Annotated in this window: 16 protein-coding genes; 9 read left to right on the plus strand and 7 right to left on the minus strand. The window is 42.7% G+C overall.

Features of this window, described 5'->3' with window-relative positions; all coding sequences use genetic code 11:
• Positions 1–14: 14 nt before the first annotated feature.
• The 3 genes from D469_RS0114155 to D469_RS21710 are packed head-to-tail and all read left to right on the plus strand — an operon-like array spanning position 15 to position 2,999.
• On the plus strand, positions 15–2,180 hold the full coding sequence (locus tag D469_RS0114155; RefSeq protein ID WP_018924059.1) for a DUF1430 domain-containing protein: 2,166 nt from the start codon (positions 15–17) through the stop codon (positions 2,178–2,180).
• Positions 2,177–2,800: an ABC transporter ATP-binding protein gene (locus D469_RS0114160; RefSeq protein ID WP_018924060.1), complete on the plus strand. Its 624-nt coding sequence runs from the start codon at positions 2,177–2,179 to the stop codon at positions 2,798–2,800. Before D469_RS0114155 ends, D469_RS0114160 begins: the two co-directional genes overlap by 4 nt.
• A 16-nt stretch (positions 2,801–2,816) precedes the next feature.
• Positions 2,817–2,999 carry a bacteriocin-like WGxF protein gene (locus D469_RS21710; RefSeq protein WP_083910821.1) on the plus strand — a complete coding sequence of 61 codons (183 nt, stop codon included), beginning with the start codon at positions 2,817–2,819 and terminating at the stop codon, positions 2,997–2,999.
• 503 nt (positions 3,000–3,502) lie between these two features.
• Here D469_RS21710 and D469_RS21715 read toward each other — a convergent pair.
• The 4 genes from D469_RS21715 to D469_RS0114180 all read right to left on the minus strand — a co-directional run bounded on the left by D469_RS21715 (position 3,503) and on the right by D469_RS0114180 (position 5,883).
• Complete coding sequence (locus D469_RS21715; RefSeq protein ID WP_083910827.1) at positions 3,503–3,718, minus strand: helix-turn-helix domain-containing protein; 216 nt, start codon at positions 3,716–3,718, stop codon at positions 3,503–3,505.
• Between the two features lie 748 nt (positions 3,719–4,466).
• On the minus strand, positions 4,467–4,961 hold the full coding sequence (locus D469_RS20440) for an NUDIX domain-containing protein (protein ID WP_051081201.1): 495 nt from the start codon (positions 4,959–4,961) through the stop codon (positions 4,467–4,469).
• Between the two features lie 143 nt (positions 4,962–5,104).
• Positions 5,105–5,482: a fluoride efflux transporter CrcB gene (crcB, locus tag D469_RS0114175; protein ID WP_018924063.1), complete on the minus strand. Its 378-nt coding sequence runs from the start codon at positions 5,480–5,482 to the stop codon at positions 5,105–5,107.
• Positions 5,479–5,883, minus strand: a complete 405-nt coding sequence (locus D469_RS0114180; RefSeq protein WP_018924064.1) for a fluoride efflux transporter FluC — start codon at positions 5,881–5,883, stop codon at positions 5,479–5,481. Before D469_RS0114180 ends, crcB begins: the two co-directional genes overlap by 4 nt.
• A gap of 350 nt (positions 5,884–6,233) precedes the next feature.
• On the opposite strand from D469_RS0114180, the gene chrA reads away from it, so the two are divergent.
• Positions 6,234–7,412 carry a chromate efflux transporter gene (gene chrA / locus D469_RS0114185; protein WP_026286252.1) on the plus strand — a complete coding sequence of 393 codons (1,179 nt, stop codon included), beginning with the start codon at positions 6,234–6,236 and terminating at the stop codon, positions 7,410–7,412.
• A 157-nt stretch (positions 7,413–7,569) separates the two neighbouring features.
• Here the strand turns inward: chrA and tlp are convergent, their stop codons facing one another.
• Entirely contained in the window at positions 7,570–7,800 is a 231-nt protein-coding gene (gene tlp, locus D469_RS0114190; RefSeq protein ID WP_018924066.1) for a small acid-soluble spore protein Tlp, read from the minus strand.
• 270 nt (positions 7,801–8,070) lie between these two features.
• Between tlp and D469_RS20445 the strand changes: the two genes are divergently transcribed.
• Complete coding sequence (locus D469_RS20445; protein ID WP_018924067.1) at positions 8,071–10,140, plus strand: 5'-nucleotidase C-terminal domain-containing protein; 2,070 nt, start codon at positions 8,071–8,073, stop codon at positions 10,138–10,140.
• Positions 10,141–10,291: 151 nt separating this feature from the next.
• Here D469_RS20445 and D469_RS0114200 read toward each other — a convergent pair whose 3' ends face one another.
• Positions 10,292–10,804 (minus strand): GNAT family N-acetyltransferase, encoded by a 513-nt coding sequence (locus D469_RS0114200; protein ID WP_018924068.1) that lies wholly within the window; start codon positions 10,802–10,804, stop codon positions 10,292–10,294.
• A gap of 346 nt (positions 10,805–11,150) precedes the next feature.
• Here D469_RS0114200 and D469_RS0114205 point away from each other — a divergent pair, with 346 nt between their 5' ends.
• Positions 11,151–12,305, plus strand: a complete 1,155-nt coding sequence (locus D469_RS0114205; RefSeq protein WP_018924069.1) for a thiolase family protein — start codon at positions 11,151–11,153, stop codon at positions 12,303–12,305.
• 277 nt (positions 12,306–12,582) lie between these two features.
• On the opposite strand, the gene D469_RS0114210 is transcribed toward D469_RS0114205, so the two are convergent.
• Positions 12,583–12,792: a hypothetical protein gene (locus tag D469_RS0114210; protein WP_018924070.1), complete on the minus strand. Its 210-nt coding sequence runs from the start codon at positions 12,790–12,792 to the stop codon at positions 12,583–12,585.
• A gap of 304 nt (positions 12,793–13,096) precedes the next feature.
• Here D469_RS0114210 and D469_RS0114215 point away from each other — a divergent pair, with 304 nt between their 5' ends.
• The 3 genes from D469_RS0114215 (at position 13,097) to D469_RS21285 (ending at position 15,068) form a co-directional block, all read left to right on the plus strand.
• On the plus strand, positions 13,097–13,669 hold the full coding sequence (locus tag D469_RS0114215) for a beta-class carbonic anhydrase (RefSeq protein WP_018924071.1): 573 nt from the start codon (positions 13,097–13,099) through the stop codon (positions 13,667–13,669).
• Between the two features lie 55 nt (positions 13,670–13,724).
• Positions 13,725–14,606: a gamma-glutamylcyclotransferase family protein gene (locus tag D469_RS0114220; protein ID WP_018924072.1), complete on the plus strand. Its 882-nt coding sequence runs from the start codon at positions 13,725–13,727 to the stop codon at positions 14,604–14,606.
• Positions 14,607–14,768: 162 nt separating this feature from the next.
• Positions 14,769–15,068, plus strand: coding sequence for a TIGR04104 family putative zinc finger protein (locus tag D469_RS21285; protein WP_018924073.1), 300 nt, complete (start codon positions 14,769–14,771; stop codon positions 15,066–15,068).
• The last annotated feature ends 11 nt before the right edge of the window (positions 15,069–15,079 follow it).

Raw genomic sequence — 15,079 nt, forward strand, 5'->3', positions numbered from 1 at the left:
AAAGGAGACTAAATGTGAACAAAATCATATATTGTTTATTAGGGACAGTTTTCATATTAATAAACATATTTGGTTTTAATTTATTTAATGAGAAACTATCCTACAATATTTTATACAACGATTCGGATATTCTGACAGTAGATTTTAATGGTAATGAAAATTTAAATATCGAAGATATTCAAAGATTTTCAGAGAAAGAAGAAGTTAACATATCTCAATATAATTTCTTTACTGAGGACAGAGTGAATATATATTCAACTAACTTAAATATTGATCCAAACCTTCATATCCATGAAGGTTCGCTCCCTCACGATAGTGAATATATATCTAATATCAATAATTACTCGACTGAGCAATCTGGTGTTATCACATTTCCCTTAACAAACATGGAAGTGCGTTATTATAACTACCAAGATATAGTGAATGTTGGAGTAGATAACAGATTCTATATCAATGGAGATACCTCTCCAGAAAGCTTAGAACGTGTAAAGGAGTTCTTTTCTCAATATGGAGAGGTTTCATTTGTAAACGATCAAGTAAGTCTTCTACAATTGTTGAATTTCCCTTTATTACTAATTTCATTTTTATCATTAGTTCTTTATGTTATTGGGCTATTTTTCTTTTTAATACAAAATAGAAAAATGTACATTCTTCTTAACTTATGGGGTAGTTCTAATGTCAGAATTATCCTTGTGACAATTAAGCTTCTTATAAAACCCATTTGTATTATTTTTAGTGCTTTATTTGCAACGTTGCTGATTATAATTTTATATTTAAATCAAACTGAATACTTATTAAGCTATCTATCTACTTTTCTAGCATTTAATATGTTTATAATTACTGCAATTATTACATTGACAGTGATGGTTTCTGCTTCTCTCATTTCGATGATTAATATGAATACCATAAAGGGAGACTTCCCTTTTCGAAAAGTACACTGGGTTGCTGTAGCAACTAAAGTTACAACATCATTAATCTTCTTTACTATGATTGGCTTTTCAATAAACAGTTTCTTAGATTTAAATGAGAAATTGGATAGTTTTGATTACTGGAATGAGGCACAAGATATTTATAGATTGCAGTTAACTGCAGGAATAGAATATTTAGAGGAAAATTTGGAACAAGATAGAGATTTTAATAATAGAATGGACCGTCTCTACAAACAGTTAGAGTCCGAACATAATGCTTTTCTAATGGGTTCAGAGAACTTTTATCCACTAGATAATGACACCGAATCTGAACCTGAATACATTTACACCCTTAATGCTGGAGAGGAAGAATTTTACTTATCATCTGGGAGAAGAGTAACTATAAATGAGAATTATTTAAACTATAATCCTATAGAGGACGTAAATGGTGATAGTGTAGTCTCTCAATTAACTTCAGATTCAAATACTTTGGATATTTTAGTTCCAGAACAATTTTCAAATCTAGAAAATGAGATTTTAGATGAGTATTTGGATTACTTCTACTTCCAAAAAGTTGAAGTTGATGACATTTATAATGAGGAATTAAATGAACCCTTAAATGACACATCTGTGCAAGACCTTTCTATTAATATTATATATACAGAAGAAGGTCAAGATTATTTCACTTATAAAAGCAACACAGGTGATAATCAAAATAACATTACAGATCCAATTGCTATTGTATATGACAATAACTTTGATAATTCTTATATAAGTGCATTATCAAGCACATCCTTATATTTCGAGGATTATTCGTCTGGAAACGCATTCAACAACATAGAACCTTATCTAATGGACATTGGCGTTCCAGAGGTCGGCTCAGTTACTTCTGTTTTCAACGAAGCCAGTGATGAAATTGTAGAGCATTCAAGGCTATTACTACAACAATTAATAGGTTTGATTGTTATTTTTACCTTTATCATCATATTTTTAAGTCTATATATATGGACGTATGTCGCGATAAATATGAAAAAGCTCAATCTAAAGTATATCTTAGGTTATTCGTTTTTTAATCGTAATAAACACTTGTTATTAATTAGCTTTTTAACAACTATTATTATAGGATTATTGTCTTCCCTGATTCACGATATTCTTTTAATCATACCCATTGCATTTCTCTTCTTTGCTATTGAATTTTTGATAATTTATGGGCTAAGTACTAATTTTGTAAAAAAGAATATAAATAAGGTCTTAAAAGGGGATTATTTATGATCGAACTTAATAGGATAACCAAATCTTTTGGTGACGAGATTATATTCAATAATTTTTCTTTACATGTAGAAAAAAATGAATTTGTTGCTATCCTGGGTAAGAGTGGTTCTGGTAAAACCACTCTGCTTAATTTAATGGGTTCTCTTGAAAAACCAGATAGTGGTACCATCTCAATAATGGGGGTTACTAACCCATTTGGAAAAAAGTTAATGTTGTTGAGGAGATACAACATAGGGTATATATTTCAACATTATTTTTTATTGGAAAATGAAACAGTGTATGAAAACTTAAAAATGGGAGCTATTTATAATAAAAAAATAGATAAAGATAGAATTGATAAAATTATTACGGAGGTTGGCTTAGAACCATCTTTCTTGGATAAAAAGGTTTATAAGCTAAGTGGTGGGCAGCAACAAAGAGTAGCATTCGCACGGATAATGTTAAAGCCTTGTGAGATAATATTGGCAGATGAGCCCACAGGGAACTTGGATACTAACAATAAAGAGTTAATTATCTCCCTTCTAAATCACCTTAAAGACAGTGGCAAAACTATAATTTGTGTAACCCATGACAAAGAGGTTGCTACGAACTCGGATAGGATATTAGATATTTCCAATTAGTGAGGTGCTTGCACTTATGAAGATTTTTACCTTAACGGCCATAAATTGTATATTAATATTACTTACAGTCTTTATACACAAAATAATATACCGTATACTTCTATTAGATTATGAGAGTTTGGTTTTGTATTGGGGATTATTTTTATTAGTATTTTTTCCTATGAGTCTAGTTGTAAATATAATATTTAACAAGAAATAATCACAACTGAATACGGCGGACGATTCTTACCACCTTTTGCGAGGAAATGTACCACTCAGGAATTCTTTACCACACATGAAAAGAATGGATTAAATATTACCATTACCATTGGATAGAGCCGGTTGTGCCATTTGTAAGCCACTAAAAAGGAAGTCATCGCATTAAATATCGTGAATCGTTGTTTGAAGCAAAAAGTGTTCAAAATTAACGAGCAAAAATTGTTCATTTCTACTTGACGGTTACAATTGCACAATAACGAGTGCAGAAAACCCTTTTTCTTTATGGATAGTGGATTGATTCAAAAACGATCTTGGTATAGTATGACTCCATTCCCCATGACAGTTCTAAACTATCAGTTGTTGCTTCATAGGAAACTCTTTCTCCTGATTCTGCGTTCGAAACGTGAGGAAGAGCAACCCCGAGAGATTAGCTTCGTGCTGATCCATTGCCATATACATCAAGTCATCAATAATAACGAGATTTGCTTCACGGGTGCTGATAAATCAGGATGTTCCCTTAACCAATCCAATATATATGATTGATACGGGTATAACTTTTTTTGTTCTTGTTTTCAGTGTTTTTACCCATTCGACCGTTTCATCGAATTGTTTCTCTAAATAAGCATATACCGTGTTTCTTGAGAGTCCACATTTCCTCGCAATAGCAGCAATACTAAATCCTTCTTTTTTTAACTGATGAACATAAACATGTTTTCCAATTTACTCACCTTTCGTAGCCCCCTGATCCCCACTCAATATTTCCATTAAGTGTACATGATCAAAAGGAAGTAGTAACGAAAAGTGTTCAATTCTATCAAGCAGAATGTGTTAACTTTAATCTAGCAGTTACATGAGTATGGGTCTGCTTCAATCATAGCTTGTCCAGCTGCGAGCGCCATTGGCTTGTGATCCCTTTTCCCCGCCCTGCGGCGGCAACAGCCTCCTCGGCGGGGAAGAAGGGCCCTGCGCCAATGGTCAGGCGCCCTCCGCTTTTCGATGTCTAGCTTCAAGCGGCAGGGGCTCGAGGTCAAAAGTCGCGCCCTTTCAAAGCCAAAAAGCGGCTTTGTGCAGCGCTCGCCTTTTGCTTGACCCCTAGCGCCGCTTTCCGCTTTTCTGTCTAGCTTCGGGCGTTAGCGGCTTGCAATCGCTTCTGGACCGGACTGCGGCGGACGCGTCCTCCTCGCCGGTTAAGAAGCGTGCTGCGCCGCTACCCAAACGCCCTCCGCTTTTCTGTCCAGCTTCGCGGACTAACGGCTTGAGATCCCTTTCTCCCACCCTGCGGCGGCAACAGCCTCCTCGGTGGGAGAGAAGGGCTCTGCGCCGCTGAGCAAGCCCGCTCCGCTTTTCTGTCTAGCTGCGGCGCCTAGATGCTCGAGGTTTTTTCTGCCCCTGACTTCGAGGAGCGAGCTCCTCTGCGCAGGTGCTGAAAAACTTGTCGCCTCTAAGCAAGGCGCCTTCGCTTTTCTGTCTACCTGATCCAGCCGGGGTGCCATTGGAAATGGGTGTTGGTTGGTTCGGAGGGAGGATCGAAAATAAATGATGGGTAGGGTAGGGAGAGAGCGGGGGTGTAGTCTGGTGAGATGAATTTGAGTGATTTCAAATCTGGGTTGGTTGGGAAATGTTCATCGCTGTATACACGGCATTCAAAGACGATCAGTGTGTACTCCACTTGATCGCCGTTTGGATCTTCGTATTGAAAGTCTTCGCCGCCGAAGACACCGGTCAGCTGGGTAGGGACTACGTCGAGCCCGGTGTCTTCACGTACTTCACGGATTAGAGCTTGGGCAGGTGCCTCTCCGGGTTCAATGGCCCCAGATGGCAGGCTCCATCCTTCAATTGTTCCATTATCTTTAAATAAAATTTGTCCTTCTTCATTACGGATGATAGCGGCGACACTTGGCATAAACACTCTTTCCTGGCCGATTTTTTGACGCAGTTTTTTATAATAGCTTGACATGTGCATCACTTCCTCCAGTTAAGGGTTTAGAGGGGCGAAACAGTTATCTGTTGGCAAGGACACGCCGTTGGTCCGGTCGCCTCATTTACACCGATTCGCGAGAAATTCAAAATGTCCTTTAATCTGACGCAAATTCCGCGCAGTGTCGATCAGCTTACTAAAAAAAAGCCGACCGCAAACAGCAGCAGGGATCCTGCAAAGGAGAGCGTAATATAGGCGAAGCAGGCGCCTAACCTGCGTTTTTCTAAAAGCTGAAAGGCTTCGACACTAAAGGTGGAGAAGGTGGTAAAAGCGCCGAAAAATCCGAGTCCGATGGTAAGGTAAAGGGTGTCGCTGTAAATGTCAAAAGGGACGCTGCTGTAGTTGAATCCAATAAAAAGGCCGAGCCCGAGCGCGCCGAGGATGTTTACGACGAGCATGGCAGTTGGAAAAGGAGGATTCGGCACTGCTGACATCACGGCTTTGCCGAGCAGGTAACGGAGAATGGAGCCGGCAGCGCCTCCGAGCATGAGGAGGGTGATGTTCATAAGTGTTGCCCCCTTTGTGGCTGCTTGGAACTCTTAGCAATACGTTCGCCGAGCAAAAATCCGGCGAAGGCCAGGAGGACCCCGCCAAATAATGTAATGGTTATGTACAAGGCCACAGCGCTGGTGGAGCTGGTGTCGGCGAGTAAAAAGGTGTCGGAGGCGATGGTGGAAAACGTTGTATAACCGCCACATAAACCTACGCCGAGTCCAGCCTTCACCCATTCTTTCGGGGTACGCAAGGCAAAAAATCCAGTGAGAGCGCCGAGCAATAGGCTGCCGCTTAAATTTTCAATGACAGTCCCTAGCGGCAGACCGGTGGCAAGGGTGGAGAGATTGATGCCATAACGAAGGAGGGTACCAAGCGCGCCTCCAATCCCTATGGCTACTATAATTTTAAACATAAGCATCGCCTCAGTTAAGGAAAGATGTCTCCCAAATGGTAACACATTACAGGTTGTACAGTTACATAGAATTTATTAGTCTGCCAAAAGAATTTGGCAAAACTCTTGCAATCGACAGGCTGCAATCGTACATTGAGATTGTTTCAGCGAATGATGTAGAAATATCGGAGTAGAAAGGTGGGTTGCGCAAACATCAATCGTTTTGCTCAACCGTGAGAAGAAGTACGTGTTCTTTCACTGGGAACGGGTCCGGAGCTCTTCTTAAGAAGCATAGGCACTGCGCAAAGGAATAGTTCGTCTAATGTAATGTAAAAGGAGTAGTGACTGAAAAAGAGAAAGGAATTGTACATATGACAACGAAACAAGGCAACGGTTCAAAATGGGAGATTTTAAAAGTATCAACTCGACTGGGGTTTACGTCATTTGGGGGGCCGGTCGCGCATCTCGGTTATTTTCATGACGAGTATGTCAAGCGGCGCAAATGGCTGGATGAACAAAGTTATGCTGATTTGGTTGCTCTATCTCAATTTTTACCTGGTCCGGCCAGCAGCCAGGTTGGGATTGGAATTGGGGTAATGCGAGGGGGGATAAGTGGGGGCTTATTGTCTTTTTTAGGCTTTACGCTACCTTCCATCCTCTTGTTGATGATTTTTGCATTTATGTTTCAAACCACGAATGTAGCAGGGGCAGGCTGGATTGATGGCTTGAAGCTTGTGGCGGTGGCAGTGGTTGCTCATGCCATTGTTGGAATGGGGAAAAAACTAGCGCCTGATAAGGAGCGGGCGACCATTTCGTTTGTCACGTTAATGATTTTACTCGTTTGGCAGACGGTGTATAGTCAAGTATTATTAATCGCGTTGGCTGCTTTAGTGGGCTTATGGCTTTACCGGAAAACAGCAGAGACAGAAGACTCATCGTTTATTGTACCTCTCACCCGCCGGTTTGGCGCCATATGTTTAGGTCTTTTTGGGGCTCTTCTTGGGCTTTTGCCATTGCTTCGTGCTGTCTTTGATGTTTATTTTCTTGAGCTTTTTGATAGCTTTTATCGTGCGGGTGCGCTAGTTTTTGGCGGAGGTCATGTGGTGCTCCCGCTTTTAGAACGGGAAATGGTCCCTGCCGGATTTACAACAGCAGAAGAATTTTTGGCTGGGTACGGGGCTGCGCAAGCAGTGCCTGGTCCGCTTTTCACATTTGCATCGTACCTTGGGGTGATTGCTGATGGCTGGGTCGGAGGTGTTGTAGCAACGGTCGCTATCTTTTTGCCTGCTTTTTTATTGATTCTGGGGGCCCTTCCATTTTGGTCAGAGATGCGCCGCTATCCAAACATGCAAGCAGCCTTGTTTGGTGTGAATGCGTGTGTAGTTGGAATTTTGGCTGCAGCTTTTTATAATCCCATCCTAACCAGTGCGGTTACAACTGGTCTTGAAGCAGCTATCGCCGTTGGGCTCTTCGGTTTGCTTGCATATTGGAAAATGCCGGCTTGGGGCGTTGTTATCGTCGGTCTTCTTAGCGGTATTTTGCTATTGTAAAAAAGTGAAGAGATATAAATTTGAAAACAAGATTTTTGTTTAATAAAGGCTGGTTGCTCCATTGAAACACCGCGGGGCAGGGAGTGCTAATCAAAAAGGAGCTGACCTTCTAGGCCGGCTCCTTTTTGAGTGCATTCCTATTATGAGCATAGCAGTGTTACTGGTGTTTTTGCTGATCATGCACTTCGTCTTTTAACTCTTCACGAAAGCCTTCTACCGCTTGCTCGCGACGTTCGTTTTTCGATTCGATCTGTTGTTTTTGTTCCTGGCTCATCTCTTCATCGTGTGCTTTTTCATAATCATGCGCTTCGTTACGGTTTTGAAGGGTCTCGTCAATCATTTCTTTTAAACGTTCCGGGTTGTTTGATCTGTCATCAGGTTTTGCCATGCTATGAACCTCCTTCACCAGTGTCGGTTTGTAGTTTGAGTGGAAGGGGAAGAAAATATACCTATCTTTTTTAACATCCAGAGTGATGTTTTACCCTGGGAAATTGTCTTACTCTCATGGCTGAATTTCCATAAATGTGGCGATTTTATGTGTCAAAAAGAGTGTTTACGAATTTTTTACATATAATTAATTTTCCTAATATTGAAACGATGTTTTCTTCCGTTTATAATTTTTTGTGTAATTCACAATATACGAACAGGAGGCGGTTGGATGAAAAAAATAAATCGGAAACGATGGGTAAAGTTGGGGGTGATGTCTTTATCAGCAACGGTGGCGTTCGGAATCACTCAATCTCCTGCTCAAGCGGAGAATGAAACCGAGCTTACGATTATACATACAAACGATATTCATTCTTCCATTGAAGGCTTTGCGGAACTTTCTGCGTTACTTGATGAAAAACGGGCGGAGAGCGATCATGTGCTTTTCTTAGACGGGGGCGACATTTTTAGTGGTGATCCAGTTGTAGACCTTCAAGATGGAGAACCAATAATCGAGCTTTTGAATGAAGTAGGATTGGATGCGTTAGCAGTTGGCAATCATGAATTTGATTACGGTCAGGAAGCCTATGCGTCGAGCGTGGAACAGTCTGGTTTCAGCTGGCTTTCGGCAAACACTGAAGTAGTAGACGACTCTATTCCGATTGAACAACCGGATGCTTATGAGGTATTTGAACTTCCGGACCTGGACGTGGCCGTGCTAGGTTTAACCCAGGCGCCTCCAGCCACAGCTCCTGCTGGCATTGAAGGACTTGAGTTCCATGAATACGCGGAAACAGCTGAAGAATATGAATATTTACAAGAAGAAAACGATGTCGTGATTGGTTTAACACATATTGGACTGTATGATGATGTTCCGCTGGCTGAAGAGATTGAGTATTTTGATTTGCTTGTCGGTGGCCACAGTCACACGGTCCTTCATGAACCACAGGTAGAAAATGGAACACCGATTGTGCAGGCAGGAAGTGATTTAAACTACATTGGGGAAGTAACGCTTACCATCGATGAAGATGCAGGCGAAGTGACCAATGTAGATGGCATGCTGCACGACATGGAAGACTTGGAAGCAGCCGATGAAGATGTCCAGGAGATGATTGATACGTACCTTGAGGATGCGGAAGAGATCTTAGAAGAAGTGGTAGGCGAGACGAATACTGGACTTACTCGAGACGGGCGTTATGAGCGAGATGTCGGATTGGGCAACTTCTGGACGGATGCTATGGCAGAGGCGTTTGGTGCTGACTTAGCCGTTACCAATAATGGTGGCATTCGAGCAAGCATTGACCCAGGAGAAATTACCGCCAATGATATTTACACGGTCGAACCTTTCGGAAATGAAATCATGGAGATTGAAATCAGTGGAGAAGTGCTGCGCGACGTGATTGAATTTTCGTACACAAGAGAAGATCGTAATCAAATTGACCTGCAAACATCAGGGCTCCATTATGAAATTTATGTTGACGATGATGGAGAGTATGTTGACGCGGAGCTTTGGATTGATGGTGACGTAGTAGAGGACGACGAATTATATCGGGCAGCAGTGCCGGACTATATCGGCACAGGGGGATCTGGTTATGATTTTGATGGTGAAGTCATTCAAGACGGCGCCGGCGAAATTGCTACTTCTTTGATGCTGTATGCTGAACAGCTTATGGAAGAAGAAGGAACCATTGATTTTGAAGATGAAGGAGAAGCCCGCATTTCTATTGAACCTGCCCCAGAGGAGGAAGACGAGGACGAAGAAGAAATTCCAGTTCCTGAATTCACGGATATTGAAGGAGACTGGGCAGAAGCAAACATTGTAACGCTTGCTGAAGCAGGACTTGTCACAGGGTATGAAAATGGTGAATTCCGCCCGGAGAACGATATGACACGGGCAGAATTAGTAACTCTGCTTGTGCGGGCAAGTGACCTTGAAGAAAGCGATTATGAAGCTGACTTTTCCGATGTTGAAGGTGACGAGTATTACGCCGGCTACTTACAAGCGGCGGCAGACGCAGGGTATGTACAAGGGCATGTAGATGGTTCTTTCCGGGGAAGCGCAGAAGTGAATCGACTTGAAGCAGCTCTATTACTTGCACGCTTTGCTGGCATCGATACCGATGAGTTTGACAGTGAAGTTTCTTTTGAAGATATCAAAGACATTGCAGAAGAAGCTCAGCAAGCGATTGAGTGGTTAGCAGCAGAAGGTTATATTCACGGCTATCCAGATGGCACTTTCCAGCCAGGCGCTAGCTTACAGCGCAACGAAATGGCAGCGATGCTCTCTGGGTGGGTAGAGTAAAGCGAACTAATCCTAAGCACACCCTATTCCGGGGTGTGCTTAGATTTTGGTGGAAACAGTAGTGTTTGTGTAAACCAGAGAAGATATTCGATGAGGCTAGACCCTTACCTGGAGCATGGATTAAACGCGCCCGAGAGTCGAAGAGTCCTATTTAATGCCGATAAATAGCATATCTTATGTAAGCACTAGTTTCGAGTAATCCTTTATACTCAAGTCCAATCTTTTCTGCAACTCGAATAGAGCCTTTATTCATTTTATTAATGTCAGCAACTATTTCTTCAATTTCCAGGCTTTCAAAAGCATAGTGTAAGATGACTTTTGCTGCTTCTGTCGCGTAACCCTTCCCCCAATATTTTGGTTTTAACCTCCATCCAATCTCAATTTCTGGACCCACCGCATCCATTGGAATTAACAATATCCATCCTATAATTTGTTGCTGGTCGTCTTTTGATTCAATCATCCAGTACCCCATACCTGCTGGATACTGAGCTTCAGTTCTTTTCACAATAAATTCTCGGTGTTTTCTTTCATTACCTACAAGCGTTTTTATCTCTGGAACATATTTCACAACCTCTGCTTCACGATCCATTTCCATACATAGTTCCACATCATCAAGAGTGCGTTCTCGTAGAATTAACCTATCTGTTTCAAAAGTCCTCAACATCACACAATCCCCTTTTCAGTACGGAATGAGTTGAAGGAATTTTCTCATAAATAACTTACTAGAGCCAGTGGCAACAAAATGATTGTTAAGAGCTGAAGTAGAGCTAATAGAAAAGATCTATTTGTACCTTTTTATAACGTTTAGGAATTAATCCTTCGTTGTCTTCTTTTTGACGGCAAGGTAAAGCTATGCTACATTTTATAAAACTATGAAAATTCTTCCTATAAAATGAATGAGCAATCATTCTCTTTTGACAAGCCACATGAGCGGGTATGAGATATATAAGTTTATAGTAACTCACGTTAAGGAGAAAACGATTGATGGTGATTAAAAGGGGGAAGGAAACATGAGAAATGTAGTGATCGTCGAAGCATTCCGCACACCAGTAGGTCGACGGAAAGGGTTGCTTTCGAGTAAGCGGCCCGATGAAATGCTGGCCGCTACCTTGAAAGAAACAGTGGCCAAAGCGGGGATTGACCCGGCTGAAATTGATGATGTAATTGCTGGATGTGTAACACAAATCGAAGAGCAAGCACCTGATATCGCTCGAACGGCTGCCTTAATGGCCGATTTTCCAATTACGGTGCCTGGTGTAACGCTTGATCGTCAATGTGGGTCGAGTTTACAAGCCATCCATTTCGGGGCGCAAGCTATTATGAGTGGAGATATGGATACGGTGATTGCATGCGGTGTAGAAAGCATGACAAGAGTCCCAATGTTTAAAAACCTAGGAGAAGACCCTTACAGTCCTGATTTAACCCGTCGTTATGAGATGATTAACCAAGGCTTGTCTGCTGAGCGGATTGCTGAACAGAACGGCTTTTCACGCCAGGACTTAGATGCATACGCAGCAGAGAGCCATCGCCGTGCTTTACTTGCGCAAGAAGCAGGCTATTTTGATGACGAAATGTTGCCGATGGCTGTATTAAATCATGAAGGAGAACATGAAATTGTTAGTGCTGACGAAGGTCCGCGCCCAGGCTCCAATGAAGAGGTACTCGCCGGACTTCAACCGGCTTTCCGAGAAGATGGCGTCATTACCGCAGGCAATGCCTCACAGATGAGCGACGGGGCAGCAGCAGTCCTATTAATGGCTGAAGAACATGCGGAATCCCTCGGGTTAAAGCCGCTTGCCCGCCTTAAATCAAGAGTGGTGGTTGGCTCAGATCCAACGATGATGTTGACCGGGCCAGTTCCAGCTACTCGGCAAGCGTTGAAGAAGGCAGGGATGGAGTTGGAAGCTATTGATCTCGTTGAAGTCAACGAAGCATTTGCACCGGTCCCCCTCCATTGGCTCAATGAATTAAACGGAGACCGTGAAAAATTAAATAAATTAGGCGGGGCGATTGCACTCGGGCACCCACTTGGCGCAACCGGTGCTCGGATTACCACAACGCTCGTCCATGAAATGAAACGAAGCGGTGCGGAACACGGCTTGATTGCAATTTGCGAAGGGTTAGGCATGGCAAATGCGACCATTCTCGAGAATTTGCGCCGCTAAGTTTAAGCGAAGATAGGAGACTGTTGGCTGCTTCGAGGATCCAGGTTGGCTCCTACATGACGAAGCACTAAAGGGAGGCGACGCCGCATTCAGGTTTTGTCATGCGGCACTCGCGCGGGACTGCACTCCGGTAGTGCAATCCCGCGTATCCTCTGCACAGCCGCACGTAACCTACGCGCATGCCGCTTAACATGCTAGTATCCGCGCTCTTCCTCCGCACCTCCCCTTTTCTCTCTTTTTGCTGGTGGGCACCTTTTTCAGCCCAATTCGCTTTGTCCTATTTTGACTTTGAGGCGTTGCCTTCTTCTTTTTCAATCGAACGCTTGATGTTGCGCGCAAAAAGATAACACGAAAGGACCATCCCAACAAAAATCGTTGTCATTAAAGGGTCAAAGCGCAAGGGGACGGTTATGATGGCAAATATGCCTGCGAGAATACAGAAGAAAATGTCACTTTTTTTAGCGTGTTTGCGAATGTTTTGAAACAATGGTGTACACTCCTGCCTGACGTATGTTTCTTTTAGGTCCCAGTTTATCATAAGATAGACAAATGGTCTTACTAGGGTCTTTGTGGCTGTGAATTTTCTTTCAACTTGACAGAATGCAAATCTCGGCTTAGATTTTTATCAATATCCTTTTTATGAAATTCAGAATCTTGTTTACATCATGATGGCATTTTGTGCTGCTGATTTCGGTGGAGAGTGTTCTTCCGGTTCTTTCATTGTGCCAGCGTCTATGAAGGATTTTTTTTAATGATGCAAACTATTTTTATAATAATCTGAGGTGAATATGATGGCAAATTTATTGGATGATATTTTACGTTACAATCATACATTTGTAGAAGAGAAAGGGTATGAGCCTTATGTGACTTCTAAGTTTCCTGACAAAAAAGCTGTAATTCTAACTTGCATGGATACGCGTTTAACTGAATTACTTCCGAAGGCGATTCATTTGCACAATGGTGAAATGAAAATCATTAAAAATGCTGGGGCTGTTATTACGAATCCGAGTGACAGCGTGGTGCGCAGCATTCTCGTGGCTTTGTATGAACTCACGGCTGAAGAAGTGTTTATTATCGGTCATCACGGCTGCGGCATGACAGGACTGACCGGAGATAGAATTCTAGAAAAAGCGTATAAACGTAGTTCAGAGGCAGAAAGCATTCACGAACATTTTGAAAAAGAAAACGGTGCGGCTGAGTGGCTAACTGGTTTTGAGAGCGAAGAAGAGAACATCAAGGAAAGTGTGGACGCGTTACGTCGTCATCCACTACTCCCGGATGATACGAGAGTACACGGCTTACTGATAGACCCTGAAACAGGCAAGCTTGACCTTGTGGTTGATGGGAATAAAGAAAAGGCGTAGCTAGTAGAGAAACAGGACCTAAAGCTTGGGCACTTATCAAAGAGGGGGGCATCCAATGGCCTATTTATTTGTTTACGGTACGTTGTTGAAGCATGAACGAAATGACCACTTTTTGCGTGAAGCCACGCGCCTGGTGCGCCAAGCTTCGGTCCGTGGTCAGCTTTATGATACATATCGCAACTATCCGATAGCGACACTGGAGTCCGAGAGTAGGATCTATGGTGAATTATACGATGTTCCAACTCCCCTTTGGCCGGAGTTAGATAAATTGGAAGGTTATGTAGAGGATCCTTCCAAACGCGTCTTTGACCGTTCGCAAGTGCTGGTCTCTACTGATGTCGGCACAGTGACTGCCTGGGTGTATCATACGTATGAGGCAGATTTAAATCCTAACTGGCCTGCTCTTCCTTATAACGATTGGAAGCTGCATTTGTTTCATGAGCGCAAACCAGCATCTGTTTCTTATTTTGCTTACGGTTCCTGCATGGACCAAGAACGATTTAAAGATGCAGGGGTGGCTTCTTATTTTACTACTATTTCTTTTACCGGTACGCTCTACGGCTGCGATCTTCAGTATACGATTTACCGGCCTGACGGCGGCCGCGCGGATGTGGTGGAAACCAACAACCCAAAAGACTGGGTGGAGGGCTTGGTGTACCATTGCCCTCAAGCCGCTCTCGACTATTTATACAAACGAGAAGGTGTAGATCAAAACTGGTACCGTCCAGCGATTATTGACGTGGAAGATGAAAAAGGTCGTACTCACAGTCATGTGCTTACCTTTTTTGTCATTGATAAGGTGGAAGAAGCGGCGCCGCCCGCTCATTACTCGGAGGAGATTTTACGAGGGGCGTTGAACAACGTTTCACTTGATTATCAGACACGATTGCAGACAAAAATAGATCAATTAAATGAATCAATGAAAAAGTTGCCATAACACGGCAACTTTTTTACACCGTAAGAATGTACAAATAGTTGAAGAAACGGTATACGTGCAACGAAGGTTCAGCCTACGCCCCAGGCTTGGGTTTGCCAAGTTTTCTTTACGAACCTGCTCCCACGTTTTAAAAGGTTCTGTGACAAAGAGGAGGGAACAGAAGTGAAACTTCCCCGCTGCTGGAAATGTGCCCACATCTTTTCCTGGAAGCAAGCGTTTAGGCATAGAGACGGAGAAACGACATGCCCGGTCTGTGGTTCTGTTCAATATTTACAGCAAACAGCACGCTGGCGTTCTAACTTTGTGCCATTAATCGGCGTGGTACTCATCTTAGCATTAATCAATATTGAAGAAGTGAGCGGGCTCTCCTATTGGCTCGCAGTAGTGGGCACATTTGCTGTATCGTTGTTTGCTTACCCGTTTTGCTATCGGTTTACTGAGCAAAAAGAGGATCTATTTTAGAGGAGCTCTTG

It is taken from the genome of Salsuginibacillus kocurii DSM 18087 (assembly GCF_000377705.1).
In the GTDB taxonomy this organism is placed as follows: Bacteria; Bacillota; Bacilli; order Bacillales; family Marinococcaceae; genus Salsuginibacillus; species Salsuginibacillus kocurii.